Origin of the sequence: Chromohalobacter israelensis DSM 3043, from assembly GCF_000055785.1 — a bacterium.
GTDB lineage: Bacteria > Pseudomonadota > Gammaproteobacteria > Pseudomonadales > Halomonadaceae > Chromohalobacter > Chromohalobacter israelensis.
Genome location: NC_007963.1, coordinates 783,633 through 800,353 on the forward strand (window position 1 = coordinate 783,633; position 16,721 = coordinate 800,353).

The window sequence follows — 16,721 nt, forward strand, 5'->3', positions numbered from 1 at the left end:
TTTTTTTGTTAATCGCGCTATGCTTCTTCACGAACGAGTTTTAATCATGGCGCCAATAGCGAACAGGCAAGACGACCCATGGAACTAAGAGAGTGGCTGATCATCCTGGGGCTGGTGCTGGTGACGACCATCGTGATCGACGGTGTCCGTCGTCTCCAGCGCCAGCGCCGCGTTCCGCGCCTCGACCAGGCGACGCACAGTCAGGGTGCCGAGGGCAGGGACGCCGAGGAGGAAGATCCGGAAAAAGCGGCCCGCGAGGCCGAAATCAACTGGGAGCTGCCCAATGGTGGGGCACGCGTCGTCGGCGACGCGACCTTCACCCGCAGCGGCGAGCGCGAACCGGTACGCCCGGAGTCGCCGTTGCGTCAGGAGCGTATTCCTGAGGAAAAACTCAGGCCCAGCGTGCTCAAGCGGGGGCATGACCGTGCGCAGGAGGAATCGGCGACCGAGAGTCGGCGGCCCGGCATGCGTGGCATGAAGGACGCCATGCGAGCGGGTGCGCAGCGCATGAGTGCGTCGGCCCAGCGCTTCACGGCATCGTTCCAGCACGACGAGCGTGACGATGCCGATGAACATCCGCATCACGAGCCGACGCTGGGGGCGGCGCCATCCGCGCACGAGCCGGAGCGCCAATCGCAGGCGCCGGCCGCCGCGTCGCCGCGTTCGGCACGCGAGGATGCCGCGCGGCACCGGGAGGCACCGGCAAGGCCCGCGGCCGGCGAGGAGGCGCCAGCCTTCCGCGCCACTGCGACTGCCGCCGACGAGGACGTACATGAGACGCAGGCGCCGCCTCACGCCGCCGAGGTCGACACCCGTCAGCAGGACGTGGTCACCGACCATCCGGCCGTGGAGCGCGCCAAGCGCAATCCGGTGCATGCCGAACGGGCGCGCGACGCCTTGTCGGATGCCGAGGAAGTCATCGTCATCAGCGTGCTGTCACGCGACGAAGGGGGCTTCCACGGACCGGATCTGCTCAACCTGATGCTGGCCTGCGGGCTGCGCTACTGTCATGAAATGGGGGTGTTCCATCGTTTCGAGACCGAATCGGACGACAGCGCCCTGCAGTTCACGATGGTCAACGTGCTCAAGCCCGGCGTGTTCGATCTCGACGGCATGGACGACTTCGTCACGCCCGGGGTCACCTTCCTGATGCCGCTTCCCAGTGCCCATGACAGCGCGGCGGCCTTCGAGGCCATGTTCGAGACCGCCATGGTGCTGGTGCGTAATCTGGGCGGTGAGCTGAAGGACGAGAACCGCAGCGTGATGACGGCGCAGACCGTGGAATTCGCACGCCAGCGCGTGCAGGAATTCGAACGTCGCCACCGCCTGCATCGCTATCAGGCCAACTAGCGCCGCGATCTTGCCTGTTCACGACGCCGACGGGACCCCAAGGGGTCCCGTTTTTTCGTGTTCGACCCCGTGTGGCCGAGGCCGTGCCGCGACGCCGGGAGGAACCGGGCTCGCCCGCGACGCTGCGGGTCAGCGGGACGCGGGCGTGTCGATGAAGGCACGCAAAGCGGGGACGTCCAGGCAGCGATAGGTGAACGAGGGGCGTCCCACCTGCCCGTAATGGAACGACTCGCCGAGCACCCCGCGCTCGGTGAGATGTTTCAGGTACTTGCGTACCGATACGCGCGACATGCCCGTCGCCGGCATCAGGCTCTCGGTGGTGAAGGTCTCGTCGTCCAGGGCGAGAATGGCCTGGGCGATTTGCGCCAGCGAGGGTGCGGTGAGTCCCTTGGGCAAGCCGTCGCCGCGAGTCGCCTGGCGCGGCCGGGCGGGCTGGAAGAGCCGGTCGAGATCGCGCTGGTCGGCTTGCTCGGGCAGGTGCGCCAGGGTGGCGCGTACGCGTCGGCAGGCCTCCACGGCGGCCTTGAAGCGCTCGAACTCGAAAGGCTTGACCAGATAGTCGCGCACCCCCAGGCGTCGGGCGGTCCGTACCGTCTCGGTCTCGCTGGCGGCGGTGATCAGGATGACGTCGATATCCCGCCCCAGACGCTGCAGGTAGCGCACGATTTCCAGTCCATTGCGGCCGCGCAGGTAGACATCGAGAAGGATGACGTCGACGTCGTCGCGTTCCAGGACATCCAGGGCGCCGGGCACATCGCCGCATTGCGCCACCAGGGTGACGTCGTCGAGGCGGTTGAGGTATTCGACGTTGAGGCGCATGACCATGGGGTCGTCCTCGACGATGAGTACGTGCAGTGGCGTATCGCTCATTCCGCGGGTCTCATTGCTCGCTGTCGGGGTGGGGCGGATACGGCAGGGCGACTTCGATCAGCGTGCCGCGCCCCGGTTCTGAATACAACGTCAGGGTACCGTCATGGGCCTCGACATGCTCGCGGACCATGGCCAGGCCGAGGCCGCGTTGACGCCCCTTGGAGGAAATGCCGCTGGTGAAGATGCGCTGGCGCATGGCCTCGGGGATGCCGGGGCCGGTATCCTGCACATGCAGTGACAGCAGGTCGCTGTCGACACCCATGGTCAGCGTGACCTGGCGGACGTCTCGCTCGTCGACGGCATCGAAGGCGTTTTCCAGCAGGTTGCCCAGCACGATGACCAGGGTGTGGATCATGGCCGGCTCCCGAGGCGGGGGAATGGCGTCCTCGACGTCGATGCTCAAGGTGATGTCGCGCTCGCGGGCCTCGCTCTGCTTGCCGAGGAGAAAGCCCGCCAGCACCGGCTCGCCGATGCCCTCGACCAGCGCCGTGCCCGGCGCGACCTGATGATCCGCCACCTCGCGCAGGTAGCGTGCCAGGGCGGGGTAGGCCTCGAGCTGCACCAGCCCGAGCATGACGTGCAGCTTGTTCTTGAACTCGTGGGTCGCGGCGCGCAACGCCTCGGCGTAGCGGCGCACGCCGGTCAGCTCCTCGGCCAGCAGCCGCACCTCGCTCTTGTCGCGGAAGGTCGCCACCGCGCCGATCACCCGGCCCTGGTGGTGAATCGGCATGCGGTTGGCGAGCAGCGCCTGGCCGTTGATGAAGACCTCCTGGTCCAGCGAGGCTTGGCCGTGGCGCAGCACGGCGGGCAAGCCGCTCTGCGGCAGGTAGTCGGTGATCGGCGTGCCCAGCGTCGGCGTGTCCAGGCCTGCCTGGTCGAGCAGGGCATGGGCGGCGGTATTGGTCAGGGTAATGCGCCCGTCGACATCCACCGCGAGAATGCCTTCGTGCACCGAGCCGAGGATCGCCTGGCGTTCTTCCACCAGACGAGCGATCTGGTGCGGCTCCAGCCCCATCAGCACGCGCTTGATATAGCGTGCCAGCCAACTGGCGCCGAGGGTGCCCAGCAGCATCAACACGGCGATGCCGAGCATCACGTGCTGACGATTGTCGGCCAGTCGCGCGCCCAGCGTATCCAGCGTCACCCCCACCGAGACGGCACCGATCACCTCTCCGGCGTCGTCGACGACCGGCGCGAACCCGCGGATGCTGAGCCCCAGCGTGCCCTGTGCCCGCGAGGCATAGTGCTCGCCCTCGAGGGCCGGCCCCTCGTCGCCGCCCTGGAAATGCTCGCCGATACGCGTGCGATCGGGGTGGGTCAGACGCATGCCCCGATGATTCATGACCACGATGAAGTCCACGTCGAGACGGCGGCGCAAGTCGTCGATGTCGCCTTGCAGGTCGCTATCGGGCGCGAACGCGGTGGCATCGCCGCGCTGCTGCAAGGCACGCGCCACATCGCGCCGCGTGGCTACCACCTGGGCGATGTCGGTGACGCGGTCGGCCTGCGCCCTGGCCTGCGTATCGCGCAGGGTGGCATCGAACAGCCACAGGGCGACGCCCAGCGTGACGATGACGGTCGCGGCCACGAGCAGCGAGATCAGAACATTGAGGCGGGGCGTGGGCAGTCGCGGGTGGCGCATCGAGGGACCATATCGGATGGGTTTCGACCTTGGTGTAATTTCCAAGCGTGGGTGTCTATGCCGCGCAAGAAACCGTCGTTTTCAATAATTTCAAAACGCTTTAAAAAGTTGGCAAAGCTTGGTTCATGGCGTGTGCCACTTATCCTCGGCAGCGTTCACGTTCTCCGCCCGCGGGCGGATTCCAACACATGGAGCACGCCAATGAACAGTGCCGCTACGCAAACCCTGGACGACACCCGGCACGCTTCGCGCGCGTGGGGTGCGTTGCACATCTTCGGCATGCCGCTGCCGATCTTTTTCATCGCTTTTGCCGTCATGGTCGTGGCCATGTTCACCGACACCCTGCCGAGCGGCATGATCGGCGCCTTGCTGGTGATGATGATACTCGGTGAACTGCTGGGCTTCATCGGCGATCGCCTGCCGATCATCAAGAGCTACCTGGGCGGGGGCGCGATCCTGGCCATCTTCGGTGCGGCCACCCTGGTCTATGTCGACTGGCTGCCCGCCGACGTCTCCGAGAACGTCACCCAGTTCATGAAAGGCGGCGGCTTTCTCAATTTCTATATCGCTGCCCTGATCACCGGCAGCATCCTGGGCATGGATTCCAAGGTCCTGGTCAAGGTCGGGTCGCGTTACGCGCTGCCGTTGATCTGCGCGGTGTTCTTCGCCGGGCTGTTCGCGGTCATCGTCGGCGCCTTGATGGGCTTCTCGATGCAGGATGCCCTGGTGGTCATCACCCTGCCGATCCTGGGTGGCGGCATGGGCGCCGGCGCGGTGCCCATGAGCCAGATCTACGAACAGCTTCTCGGGCAGCCGGCAAGCTACTACATCTCCATCCTGGTGCCGGCGCTGGCTCTGGGCAACGTGTTCGCGATCATCATCGCGGGCCTGCTCAACGGCCTGGCCAAACGGTTCCCGGGACTGACCGGTGACGGCCAGATGATGCCGGGCGTGGAAATCGAAGAGCGCAAGAGCAGCTTCGATCTCGCCAAGCTGGGCATCGGCGTCGTGGCGGCGCTGACCTTCTTCACCGCCGGGCAGATTCTGGGTGGCTTCATTCCGCTGCATCCCTACGCCCTGATGATCATCCTGGTCGCTGTGCTCAAGATCGCCAACGTGGTGCCGGAGAGCGTCAACGAATCCGCCTCGCAGTGGTTCCAGTTCGTCGCCAAGAACTGGACCTTCGCGCTGCTGTTCGGGATCGGCATCGCCTACACCGACCTGGGACAGGTGATCGAGGCCATCACCCCGACCTATGTATTGATCGTGCTCGCCGTGGTGGCCGGTGCGGCCTTCGGCGCGGGGCTGGTCGGCAAGCTGGTCGGCTTCTACCCGATCGAGTCGGCCATCACCGCCGGCCTGTGCATGGCCAACATGGGCGGCACCGGCGACGTCGCGGTGCTGTCTGCCGCCAAGCGCATGCAGCTGATGCCCTTCGCGCAGATCTCCTCGCGCCTGGGGGGCGCCTTGATCCTGCTGATCTCGAGCATCATCGTGCCGATGTTCTTCACCTGACACGCGGCTCGCCACGTGCACCGCGATATCCTAGGGCGCCACTGTGTGGCGCCCTTTTTGCGTGGCAGGGCCTGGCCTAGCCCTCTTCCTCGTCGTCGGCCAGCTCGCGCCCGAAAGCGCGCCACTGGGCGAGGGTCATGACCTCGGTGCTTTCCGTCTGCAAATCGTGCGCGATGAGCAGTTCGCCCCGTTCGAGCTGGCGCTTGAGCTCGCGCACCCAGGCGGTCATGCCTTCGCCTTCATCGGTGGTGTCGTATCCCTCGCGGGTGACGAAACCCTCCAGCAGCGCGTCCAGCGTGTCGGCCGGCAGCATGCGGTAGGGGACTTCGATGAAACGTCCGCTCATGGTGTGTCCTCCGGGGCTGTTGGCTGGGCGTCTTCCGAGGAGGCGCTTTCCCAGTGCGCCAGGCGCTGCAGGAACTCGCGCTCGTCGATGACCTCCACGCCCAGGTTCTGGGCCTTCTCCAGCTTGCTTCCGGCGGCCTCTCCGGCGACCACGCCGGCGGTCTTCTTGGAGACGCTGCCCGAGACCTTGGCGCCGAGCGCCTGCAGGCGCGCCTTGCCGTCGTCACGGGTCATGCTCTCCAGGGTACCGGTCAGCACCCAGGTCTGGCCGGCGAGCGGCTGGGGACGGCCGGCGATCTCGACCTCTTCCCAGGTGACGCCGACCCCCTGCAGGTCCTCGAGCGTTTCCTGGTTGTGGGGCTGGCGGAAGAAGGTGTGGATATGCCGGGCGACCACTGGCCCCACGTCCTCGACCGCTTCCAGCGCCTCCAGCGACGCCTCCGACAAGGCCTGCAGCGAGCCGAAGTGGCGTGCCAGGCTCGCGGCGGTGGCCTCGCCCACTTCACGGATGCCGATGGCGTAGATGAAGCGCGCCAGGGTGGTGCGCTTGGCGGCTTCCAGCGCGTTGACCAGGTTGTTGGCGGACTTTTCCGCCAATCGGGGCAGTTCGGCAAGCCGCTCGGCCTCGAGCCGGAACAGGTCCGCCGGTGTCTTGACCCATTCGCGCTCGACCAGCAGGTCGATCAACTTCTCGCCCAGGCCGTCGATATCCAGCGCGCGGCGGCTGGCGAAGTGCTTCAGCGCCTCCTTGCGCTGGGCCGGGCAGAACAGCCCGCCGGAGCAGCGCGCCGCGACCTCGCCTTCGAGGCGCTCGGTCTGCGAGCCGCACACCGGGCAGTGCTCGGGCATCTCGATGGCGCGTGTCGTGGCCGGTCGCTGCGACTCGACGACCCCCACGATCTGGGGGATGACGTCGCCGGCGCGCCGCACGATGACGGTATCGCCGATGCGCACGCCCAGGCGTTCGATCTCGTCCATGTTGTGCAAGGTGGCGTTGGCGACGGTGACACCGGCCACCTGGACCGGCTCGAGCTTGGCCACCGGCGTCAGCGTGCCGACACGGCCCACCTGGAAGACCACGTCGTTGAGCGTGGTGGTCTGCTCCTGAGCGGGGTACTTGTAGGCGATGGCCCAGCGCGGCGCCCGCGAGACGAAGCCCAGTTCGCGCTGATCGCGCAGGCTGTCGACCTTGATCACGGCGCCGTCGATGTCGTAATCGAGTCCGTTGCGCTGTTCGCCCAGGCGGTGGCAGAAGTCGATCACGCCGCGCTCGCCCTTGACCACGTCGAGCAGCGGGCTGGTGCGAAAGCCCAGCGTCCGCAGGCGCTTGAGATAATCGGAATGCGAGTGTGCGTCATCCTCGCCTTCGAGCCGGGCGACCTGATAGGCGCAGAACTCCAGCGGCCGCGCGGCGGCGATCGAGGAATCCAGCTGGCGCAGGCTACCGGCGGCGGCGTTGCGCGGGTTGGCGAACACCTTGTCGCCGTTTTCGCGGGCGCGATCGTTGAGCGCCTCGAACCCCGAGTGGCGCATGTAGACCTCGCCGCGTACCTCGATCAGCGGCGGAATCGAGTCGCCGCGCAGCTTGAGCGGGATCGAGCGGATGGTGCGCAGATTGAGCGTGACATCCTCGCCGGTACGCCCGTCGCCGCGCGTGGCGCCCTGGACCAGTCGTCCGTTCTCGTAGACCAGCGCCACCGCCAGGCCGTCGAGCTTGGGTTCGCAGCAAAACGCGAGCGTGTCGCCGTCGCACTCGAGCTTGTCCGCGACGCGCTTGACGAAGGCCGCCAGCTCCGCGTCGTCGAAGGCGTTGTCCAGCGACAGCATGGGCACGGCATGGGTCACTTCCTCGAAACGCTCGGCGGGGGCCGCCCCGACCCGCTGCGTGGGGGAATCCGGCGTCTTCAGCTCGGGGTGCTCGGCCTCCAGTGACTGCAGCTCGCGCAGCAGGGCATCGTACTCCGCGTCGGTGATGCGGGGATCGTCCTCGACGTAGTACTGGTAGTTGGCGTCGTCCAACTGCTGGTGCAGGGTGTCGGCCCGCTCGCGGACCGCTTGGGGAATCTGACTCATGGCGTCTCGGTGGTGGTCGGTGACGGCTGGGCGTCATCGTTCGGCGATGACGTCGATAGTGTAGCGTTTCCGCGGGTCGCGTTTCCGCGAATGATATCGGCGATGAGACGTCGACCGGGATGGAGATGGTCGATCAGCTCGCGTTCCAGCGGCAGGGGCTCGTCGCACAGGCGGGAGGCGATGACCTCGGCGCACAGCGGCGCGCTGGCCAGCCCCCGCGAGCCATGCGCGGCACTGACCCACAGGCCGGGGTGATGACGGCCGGCGGTGGACGGCACACGGCGGGCATCGGCCCCGAGCACGGCGTAGTCGTCGAGCCAGGCCTCGCGCACGGGCACCGGCCCGGCATAGGGCGACTTGTCGGGGCTGGCGGCGCGCAGGCTGGCACGGCCCTCGCAGGCGGCCGGGTCGAGCGTGACGCCGGCCGCGCGCAGCGCCTCGGCGAAGGCGGGCAGAGTGGCGGTGAATTCGTCCAGGTTGCGCGCATGATCCGTCGTGCGCACGGCGGTGTCGGTATCGCCGGGGGCGAAGGTCGCGCCGAGGCTGAGCACGCCCTCCATCGCCGGGGCGACATATCCGCCCGCGCAGACCACGCGTGCCAATGACGGCGCATCGGCGGGCACCGGCACGTGGGTGAGCTGACCGCGAATCGGCTTGAGCGGCAGGCCGGCCAGAGGCGTGAAGCGCGGTGCCTCGTGGGCGGTGGCGACGACCACATGATCGGCCGTGAGCGTGCTGCCATCGGTCAGCGCGATGCGCCAGGCATCGGCGTCGGCATCGAAGTCCAGATCGTGCGCCTCGCCGCGCCGCTGGGTGATGCCGGGGCTTGCGGCCAGTTGCTGACACAACCGGTCGGGACGCACCCACCCGGCCTGGGGATAGTCGAGCCCTGGCGCGTCGAGCGGTGTGCCGGCGGCCTGGCTCGCGGTGGCGGCGTCCACGCCGTGCAGCACGCGCTCGGGCAGGGCGTGATGGGCCAGGAAGCGCTGCTGGCGGGTGGCTTCCTTGTCGCCGGGTGCCAGCTGCAGCACGCCGCAGTCCTGCCACAGGCGCTGCTCGGGGTCGAGGGCGGTCAGCCAGCGCCGCGTGTACAGCAGGCCGGCGAGATAGACACGGCTCTGCGGATTGGTCTCGGCGGCGAGCTTGACGTAGAGCGCGCCCTGGCGGTTGCCGGAAGCGCCCGCGCCGGGGGCGTCGCGCTCGAGCAGCGTGACCGCGACCCCGCGGCGGGCCAGGGCGGCGGCCACACTGGTGCCGGCGAGCCCCGCCCCGATGACCACCACGTGCCGGGCGGGGCGGGCGCGCGGCGGCGTGAACCAGGGCGTGGAGGCGCGTCGCCTGTCATCCGGCGGCGCGGCGATTTCGCCGCACAGCATCTCGCGCTTGCGGCCGAAGCCGGGCGTCTTGCGCCAGGTGAAGCCCGCATCGCGCAGCCCGCGCTTGACCACGCCGGCGCAGGTGAAGGTAGCGAAGGTGGCGCCGGGGCGGCTGACCTGGGCCATCGCCGCGAACAGCTCGGGCTGCCACATGTCGGGGTTCTTGGCCGGCGAGAAACCATCCAGAAACCAGGCGTCGACACGGCCATCGAGACGCGACAGGCGCTCGGCGGCATCGCCGAAGTGCAGGTCCAGCACCACGCGTGACGACAGCCACAGCCGATGCACGCCGCCGACCGGCTCGGGCCACTGGTCGAGCAGGACGCCGGCACGGGCGGCCATGTCCGGCCAGATCGCCAGCGCACGCGCCAGGGCGTCGCGCGGCAAGGGATATTTCTCGGTGGATACCAGGTGCAGACGGGCCTCGGCGGGCGCGTGGCGCTCGAAGCACGCCCAGGCACACAGCATGTTGAGGCCGGTGCCGAAGCCGGTTTCGCCGATCACGAACGCCCGTGTCTCGCGCCAGGCGGCGAAACGCTCGGGCAGGCGGTTGCCCTCCACGAAGACGTGACCGGTCTCGGCGCGGCCGTCGTGGCGCGAGAAATACACATCGCCATACGCGCTGGCGTAGGGCGCGTCGCTGATGTCGTCGGCACGCCATTCCAGCTCGGGCGGCGCGAGGGCGGTCAACGGCGGCAGGGGACGCGAAACGGCGGGCATGGCACTCGTTACCAGATCAAGAGCTGGTTAAAAATTGATCGAAATCGGCAAGGCGGCGTGACGACGGCCATCGAGAAAGCCGTCCGCCGCCTCTTCACAGTTTTATCCACACCTGGTGTGCACAAAAGCTTGGCGCCCAGGTGTGGATAAACGTGCGTTACGGCAAGACCTTCTTGAACGGCTTGACGGTGACCTTGGCGTAGACGCCGGCGATCACGAAGGGATCGGCATCGGCCCACGCCTGGGCCTCCTGCAGGCTGTCGAACTCGGCGATCACCACGCTGCCGGTGAAGCCGGCCTCGCCCGGGTCCTCGGCATCCACGGCGGGGCTGGGGCCGGCGAGAACCAGGCGCCCTTCGTCGCGCAGTTTCTCGAGCCGCGCCAGGTGATCCGGGCGTGCCGCCTTGCGACGTTCCAGGCTGTCTTGCACATCGTCGCTAACGATCGAATAAAGCATCAGACGTCATCCTTCTGGTGGTCGTTTTGCGAAAGCGTATCACGGGGCATGTGCCGAGCCAGGTAGACCCCCTGGCCGAGCACGAACAGCAGGGTCAGCCCGAGCATGCCGAACAGCTTGAAGTTGACCCAGGTGGCCTCGTCGTAGGTCTTGAAGACATACACATTGATCGCGCCCAGGGCGATGAAGAACGCCACCCAGGCGAGATTGAGGCGCCGCCAGGTGGCGGCGGGCAAGGCGATGGCCTTGCCCATCATGCGTTCGATCAGGGTCTTGCCGCCGAACAGCGGGGCGACCAGGAAGGCGAACGCGAACAGCCAATTGACCACCGTCGGCTTCCACTGGATGAAGGCGGCATCGTGGAAAATCACGGTGGCGCCGCCCATCACCACGACCAGGGCCAGGGTGATCAATTGCATCTTTTCCACACGCCGGTAACGCCACCAGACGAAGGCGACCTGCGCGAGCGTGGCGGGAATCAATACCAGGGTGGCGAGGAGGATATCGTCACTGAGGTGATACACCGCGAAGAACAGCGCGATGGGCAGGAAATCCACAAGCATTTTCATCGACGAGCATCCTGTGAGGTGCCGGTGAGGCCGGGAATTGACCCGGCGGCGCCCAAACGAGCACTATGGCGACCCTATTCTGACAAAGACGCCGCACCGCGTCATGCCCATGACCCAACCCTTGCCGCCCTTGCCCGAGACCTTCGAGGCCGAACTGGGGCTCGATCTGCACATGCACTCCACCGCGTCGGATGGCGCGCTCTCGCCCTGCGCCCTGGCCGAGGCCTGCCAGGCCAAGGGCGTCACGCGGTTTTGCCTCACCGACCACGATACCGTGGCAGGGGTCGCCGAGGCGCAGCGGCACGCTGACAGCCTGGGCCTGCGTTGCCTGGCGGGCAGCGAGTTATCCACCTTGTGGCGGGGCATCGGCATTCACGTGGTGGCCCTGCTGCCCAGCGGCGCGCATGGCGCCCTCGAGGCAGGGCTCGCCGCCCAGGCCCGGGCGCGCGACGCGCGCGCCGAGGAAATCGCCCACCGGCTGGAGAAGGTCGGGCTCGACGCGGTGCTGGCCCGGGCCCGGGAGCAGGCCGGCAGCGAACGCCCCCTGGGGCGACCGGATTTCGCCAAGGCCCTGGTAGCCGCCGAAGTGGTGCCGGACATGCCCACGGCGTTCAAGAAATACCTGGGCGCCGGCAAGCCCGGCGACGTGAAGACGCATTGGCCCTATCTCAGCGAGGTGGTCGAATGGATTCGCGACAGCCAGGGCATCGCGGTGCTGGCGCATCCCTTGCGTTATCGGCTGACGCATCGCAAGCGTGGTCAGTTGCTGGATGCCTTCCGCGAGGCGGGAGGCGAGGCCGCCGAGTTGATCAGCGGCCACCAGAACGCCGACGTGGGACGCGACCTGGCCCGCCAGCTCGAGGCGCGCGATCTCATGGGCTCGCAAGGCAGCGACTTCCATTATCCCGGCGGCCCGTTGGCGCCGGGCGTGATGAGCGCGCCGCCGCGCTGCTCGGTGATCCCGGTGTGGCGGCATCCCAAGCTTGCGACATTCGCCGCGTGAGGCTATTGCTGGTCGAAGCAAGGCACGTCGTTCGGCGTCGCGCTTTCGGCCCCGCTCCAAGGAGGTAGGCATGACCCAGTTCTTTCAGATCCACCCCGACAATCCCCAGAAGCGACTCATCGATCAGACGCTGACGATACTGCGTGGTGGCGGCGTGATCGCCTACCCCACTGACTCCGGCTATGCGCTCGGCTGCTGCCTGGGCGATAAAAAGGCCATCGAGAAGATCAAGTGGCTGCGCTCGCTGGACGACAAGCACAACTTCACCCTGATGTGCTCCGATCTGTCCGAGATCGGTACCTACGCCAAGGTGGACAACGCCGTGTTCCGCCTGCTCAAGGCGCATACGCCGGGGCCCTACACCTTCATCCTCAACGCCACCAGCGAAGTGCCGCGCCTGCTGCTGCATCCCAAGCGGCGCTCGATCGGGGTGCGCGTGCCGGACCACCGCATTACCCATGCGCTGCTCGACGCCCTGGGCGAGCCGCTGATGAGCGTGACGTTGATCCCGGTGGGCGAGGACCTGCCGATGACCGATCCCGAGGTGATTCGTGATCGCTTCGGCGCGCATCTCGATGCGGTCATCGACGGCGGGGCCTGCCATCTCGATCCCACCACGGTGGTGGATGTCCGCGAGATTCCGCCCACGATCGTCCGCGAGGGACGCGGGGACGTCGCGCCGTTCCAGTAAGCACGCGGGCAAGGTGGAAAGCTGCGGTGACAAACCTTCGCGAGGGCGCCATGCTCCCTTCCTTGGGCGCTGCATTCGTCATCCATGACGAATGACCCTCGCGCCGGCTTGTCACCGGCCTGGCTCTCACGAAACGCCCCTGGTTTCAGTGCCCCTGCTGCGAGGCGCCATCTGCCTCGTCTCTCAGGCGGGGATCCTGGGTGTCCTCGTCGAGCCAGGTGCCGCAGCGCCGGCAGTAGCGTGAGTCGTGCTCGTGGCGATCGAGACCGCAACCGGGGCAGGCTTCGTTGGAATAACGCTGCTCGCGCAGCGAGCGAATCACCTCGGCGGAGAACACCCCGGTGGGCACGGCGATGATCGAATAACCGATCAGCATGACCATCATCGAGATGAACTGGCCCAGCGGGGTGACCGGCGTGATGTCGCCATAACCCACCGTGGTCAGGGTGACCACGCCCCAGTAGACCGCCGTGGGGATATTGCTGAAGCCCGCTTCGGGAGGCTCGATCAGATAGACCAGGCTGCTGAAGATGATCACGACCATCAGCACGCCGAACAGGAATAGCAGGATCTGGTGCCAGCTGTTCTTCAGCGCATCGATCAGCAGTCGCCCCTCGCCGACGAACTGCATCAGCCGCAGCACGCGGAAGATGCGCAGCACGCGCAGCAGCCTCACCACCAGCAGCGATTGCCCCCAGGGGAACAGCAGGGCCAGCCAGGTGGGCAGGATCGACAGCAGGTCGATCACGCCATAGAACGAGGTCAGATATTTGAGAGGCCGCTCCAGGCAGTACAGGCGGGCCGCCAGCTCCAATGTGAACAGCAGCGTGAAGGCCCATTCCGCCTCGTAGAAGAGCGTGCCGAACGCGCTGTGATAGCTGTCGACGCTATCCAGCATGACCACGGCCACGCTGGCCAGGATCATCAGGATCAGGCCGATATCGAAGCTCTTGGCCAGACGGCTGTCCGACTCGAAGATGATCTGGAACAAGCGGGTACGTAGGCCGACGGCGGCCGGTCGCAAATCTGCCAAGTGTTATCTCCTTGGGCGTCGCTGGTCGAGCTCGGCTCAGTGCGCATCCAGCGCGGCGAGCAGGGCCAGGCTGTGTTGTCCGAATCGTGGGGTCAGCCACTGCGGCCCGTCGAGCGCTTCGGCCAGCCAACCAGCCGGCTGACGCACGGCCGTGGTCAGGCGAGTGTCCTCGGCCAGGGACCGGAAGGCGTGCCGAGCGTGGGTCAAGAATTCGGCTTCGCCGCTATCGCCCAGTGCGTCGAGGGCGGCGATCGCTTGCTCGGCGTGGTGCCGCGGCGTGGCGTTGCGCAGCTCCGCGGCATCGCCGGGCAGCGTCCAGCCATCCTGCAGGGCCGCGCCGCGCTGAGCCTTGCTGGCATTGGCCGGACGCAGGGCGACCTCGTCCGCCAGCGACGCGGCCAGTCGCCACAGGGCCTCGGGGCTGCCCGTCTTGAGTTCGAGTTCGAGTTCGCGAATCGGCACGTGCCGATCCCCGGCGTGGATGGTGCCGATGTCCAGGGCGACCTCGATGGTAGCGTCCGCCTCGACGATGTCCCAGCGCTCGCGGGTGAAGTCGGTGGTGAAGCGCGGCACGAGCGCGGCGAGATCCGCATCACTCAGCACCCCGGGGGCGTGCTGGCGGATGCCGTCGAGATCCAGCGCGTCGCCGGCGATCGGCCACTCCCACTCGCCGCGAGCGTGCAGGCCGCCCTGGCCGCTGCCCGCAGTCTTCAGGGTCTGCAGATGGCCGTCCGGCGTGCGCCGGATGCGCAGGGCGATGCGTGCGCGTTCCAGGGCACGTGAGGGCGTGTCGTAATAGGTGTTGGCCAGCCAGGCACGGTGCGCGGTGTGGCCGGCCAGGCGGGGATGTCGGCGCAATGCGTCGGGGCCGCTGTCGCCCAGTGCGAGCTTGAGTTCGATTTCCTGAGACATGCCGGTCCTGTTGCGTTGATGACAAGGGGATGAATTTTCCATGACGCGAAGGGGTGCAGTCACTATACTGACGCCGCCATTCCCAACGCATCGAATCTGACATTATGGTGACTTCCAATCCGTTTTCGGCGTTGTTCGGACGATCGCCTTTCGAGCCCTTGCTCGCGCATATCGTCAAGACTAGCGAGTGCGCCGAACGACTCTTGCCGTTTTTCGATGCCACGCAGGCGGGCAACTGGGACGAGGCCGCCACGCATCGCGAAGCGATCACCGAACTCGAGCACGAGGCCGATACGCTCAAGACCGAGCTGCGCCTCAACCTTCCCAACACCATGTTTCTGCCGGTCTCGCGCTCCGACCTGCTGGAGTTGATCAGCGTACAGGACAAGATCGCCAACAAGGCGCGCGACATCACCGGCATCATGCTGGGCCGCGAAATGCAGATCCCGGCCTCGCTGGCACCGGCGATGCGGGCGTATCTGGAAACCGCCATCGCCACCGTCAGCCAGGCTCGCAAGGCGCTCGAGGAACTCGAGGAGCTGCTCGAGTCGGGTTTCGGGCGCAACGTCTCGGATGTCATGCACGATTTCATCCGCGAGCTCCACGAACTCGAGCACAAAGCCGACGATCAGCAAGTGCAGATTCGCCGCCAGCTCTTCCAGCTGGAAGCCGAGCTGCCACCGGTCGACGTGATCTTTCTCTACAAGATCATCGAGTGGATCGGTGAGCTGTCCGATCGCGCCGAGCGCGTCGGCAGTCGTCTTCAAATCCTCACGGCCCGCTAAGACGGGCCGTGTGATTTTTCGTCTCACGCCAGCCAGATAGAACTTGCCTATGTCCATCATTGCGCAATACGGCGATGTCTTCATCATTCTCGCCTGCATTTTCGGTTTCTTCATGGCCTGGGGGGTAGGGGCCAACGATGTGGCCAATGCCATGGGGACCTCGGTGGGGTCCAAGGCCATTACCATCCGTCAGGCGATCCTCATCGCCGTGGTGTTCGAATTCCTCGGTGCGTGGCTGGCCGGGGGACAGGTCACCAACACCATCCGCAAGGGCATCATCGATCCCGCCTTGCTGTCCGACGATCCGCAATTGCTGATCTACGGCATGCTGGCGTCGCTGCTGGCCGCCGGGGTGTGGTTGTTCATCGCCTCCATGCGCGGCTGGCCGGTCTCCACCACGCATTCCATCGTCGGTGCCATCGTCGGCTTCGCGGTCGCCGGGCTGGGGGTCGACTCGGTGGGCTGGCCCAAGGTCGGCCAGATCGCGGCGAGCTGGGTGGTGTCGCCGCTGCTGGCGGGCTCCATCGCCTTCGTGCTGTTCAAGTCGGTGCAGTTTTTGATCTTCGAAAACCGTGACCCCTTCGCCGCCGCCAAGCGCTACGTGCCGGGCTATATCTTCCTGGTCGGCTTCGTCGTGGCGATGGTCACGCTGGTCAAGGGCCTGTCCCACGTCGGCCTGGAGATGAGCTTCGGCGATAGCCTGCTGATCGCGATCGGCATCGGCCTGGTGGTCATGGTCATCGGCATCCTGATGGAAAATCGCGTCGATCGGGCCAAGCGCCAGCGCAGCAGCTCCAGCTTCGACTTCAACAGCGTCGAGCGCGTGTTCGGCGTGCTGATGATGTTCACGGCCTGTGCCATGGCCTTCGCGCACGGCTCCAACGATGTCGCCAACGCCGTCGGTCCCCTGGCGGCGGTCATCAGCGTGGTCGACTCGCAGGGCGATGTCGGCGGCGCGGCGGCGCTGCCCTGGTGGGTACTGATTCTGGGCGGCGGCGGCATCGTCGTCGGCCTGGTGACCTATGGCCACAAGGTCATCGCCACGGTGGGCACGGGCATCACCGAGCTGACGCCGAGCCGTGGCTTCGCCGCGACCCTGGCGGCGGCGACGACCGTGGTGCTGGCCTCGGGCACCGGCCTGCCGGTCTCGACCACCCAGACACTGGTCGGTGCGGTGCTGGGGGTCGGTCTGGCCCGTGGCATGGCAGCGCTCAACCTGCGCGTGCTGGGCACCATCGCGCTTTCCTGGGTGATCACCCTGCCGGCCGGGGCGCTGCTGTCGATCATGTTCTTCTTCATGTTCAAGGGCATGTTCGGCTAGCACGCGAGCCGAGCGAGTCGCCGCATCGCGAGGCGGGATCGGAGCTACCGGTCCCGCCT

Annotated in this window: 15 protein-coding genes; 6 read left to right on the top strand and 9 right to left on the bottom strand. The window is 66.9% G+C overall.

Going from position 1 to position 16,721, the window contains the following annotated elements; genetic code table 11:
* Positions 1-78 precede the first annotated feature (78 nt).
* On the top strand, positions 79-1,350 hold the full coding sequence (gene zipA / locus CSAL_RS03610) for a cell division protein ZipA (RefSeq protein ID WP_011506005.1): 1,272 nt from the start codon (positions 79-81) through the stop codon (positions 1,348-1,350).
* Between the two features lie 129 nt (positions 1,351-1,479).
* Here the strand turns inward: zipA and CSAL_RS03615 are convergent, their stop codons facing one another.
* On the bottom strand, positions 1,480-2,220 hold the full coding sequence (locus tag CSAL_RS03615; protein ID WP_011506006.1) for a response regulator: 741 nt from the start codon (positions 2,218-2,220) through the stop codon (positions 1,480-1,482).
* Between the two features lie 10 nt (positions 2,221-2,230).
* The gene (gene dcuS / locus CSAL_RS03620) at positions 2,231-3,862 is read right to left on the bottom strand and encodes a DcuS/MalK family sensor histidine kinase (RefSeq protein WP_011506007.1); all 1,632 of its coding nucleotides are present in this window, start codon (positions 3,860-3,862) and stop codon (positions 2,231-2,233) included.
* A 201-nt stretch (positions 3,863-4,063) separates the two neighbouring features.
* Between dcuS and CSAL_RS03625 the strand changes: the two genes are divergently transcribed.
* On the top strand, positions 4,064-5,377 hold the full coding sequence (locus CSAL_RS03625; protein ID WP_011506008.1) for a 2-hydroxycarboxylate transporter family protein: 1,314 nt from the start codon (positions 4,064-4,066) through the stop codon (positions 5,375-5,377).
* 76 nt (positions 5,378-5,453) lie between these two features.
* Here the strand turns inward: CSAL_RS03625 and CSAL_RS03630 are convergent, their stop codons facing one another.
* From CSAL_RS03630 to CSAL_RS03650, 5 genes are all read right to left on the bottom strand, one after another.
* Positions 5,454-5,723 carry a YheU family protein gene (locus tag CSAL_RS03630; RefSeq protein ID WP_011506009.1) on the bottom strand — a complete coding sequence of 90 codons (270 nt, stop codon included), beginning with the start codon at positions 5,721-5,723 and terminating at the stop codon, positions 5,454-5,456.
* The gene (ligA, locus tag CSAL_RS03635; protein WP_011506010.1) at positions 5,720-7,795 is read right to left on the bottom strand and encodes an NAD-dependent DNA ligase LigA; all 2,076 of its coding nucleotides are present in this window, start codon (positions 7,793-7,795) and stop codon (positions 5,720-5,722) included. The genes CSAL_RS03630 and ligA overlap by 4 nt, the downstream gene beginning before the upstream one ends.
* Positions 7,792-9,891 (bottom strand): bifunctional tRNA (5-methylaminomethyl-2-thiouridine)(34)-methyltransferase MnmC2/FAD-dependent 5-carboxymethylaminomethyl-2-thiouridine(34) oxidoreductase MnmC1, encoded by a 2,100-nt coding sequence (gene mnmC / locus CSAL_RS03640; protein ID WP_011506011.1) that lies wholly within the window; start codon positions 9,889-9,891, stop codon positions 7,792-7,794. The genes ligA and mnmC overlap by 4 nt, the downstream gene beginning before the upstream one ends.
* 157 nt (positions 9,892-10,048) lie before the next feature.
* The gene (locus tag CSAL_RS03645) at positions 10,049-10,348 is read right to left on the bottom strand and encodes a YciI family protein (RefSeq protein WP_011506012.1); all 300 of its coding nucleotides are present in this window, start codon (positions 10,346-10,348) and stop codon (positions 10,049-10,051) included.
* A complete protein-coding gene (locus CSAL_RS03650; protein WP_011506013.1) occupies positions 10,348-10,917 on the bottom strand; it encodes a septation protein A in 570 nt (189 codons plus the stop codon). Before CSAL_RS03650 ends, CSAL_RS03645 begins: the two co-directional genes overlap by 1 nt.
* Before the next feature lie 109 nt (positions 10,918-11,026).
* On the opposite strand from CSAL_RS03650, the gene CSAL_RS03655 reads away from it, so the two are divergent.
* Entirely contained in the window at positions 11,027-11,920 is an 894-nt protein-coding gene (locus CSAL_RS03655; protein WP_011506014.1) for a PHP domain-containing protein, read from the top strand.
* Between the two features lie 70 nt (positions 11,921-11,990).
* Positions 11,991-12,611: an L-threonylcarbamoyladenylate synthase gene (locus CSAL_RS03660; protein WP_011506015.1), complete on the top strand. Its 621-nt coding sequence runs from the start codon at positions 11,991-11,993 to the stop codon at positions 12,609-12,611.
* Between the two features lie 145 nt (positions 12,612-12,756).
* Here the strand turns inward: CSAL_RS03660 and CSAL_RS03665 are convergent, their stop codons facing one another.
* A complete protein-coding gene (locus tag CSAL_RS03665; RefSeq protein ID WP_011506016.1) occupies positions 12,757-13,644 on the bottom strand; it encodes an ion transporter in 888 nt (295 codons plus the stop codon).
* Between the two features lie 36 nt (positions 13,645-13,680).
* A complete protein-coding gene (locus CSAL_RS03670; RefSeq protein WP_011506017.1) occupies positions 13,681-14,556 on the bottom strand; it encodes a CYTH domain-containing protein in 876 nt (291 codons plus the stop codon).
* 104 nt (positions 14,557-14,660) lie between these two features.
* Here CSAL_RS03670 and CSAL_RS03675 point away from each other — a divergent pair, with 104 nt between their 5' ends.
* Together CSAL_RS03675 and CSAL_RS03680 are read left to right on the top strand one after the other, a co-directional pair.
* The gene (locus CSAL_RS03675; RefSeq protein WP_011506018.1) at positions 14,661-15,341 is read left to right on the top strand and encodes a TIGR00153 family protein; all 681 of its coding nucleotides are present in this window, start codon (positions 14,661-14,663) and stop codon (positions 15,339-15,341) included.
* A 49-nt stretch (positions 15,342-15,390) separates the two neighbouring features.
* Entirely contained in the window at positions 15,391-16,662 is a 1,272-nt protein-coding gene (locus CSAL_RS03680) for an inorganic phosphate transporter (protein WP_011506019.1), read from the top strand.
* Positions 16,663-16,721: the final 59 nt, after the last annotated feature.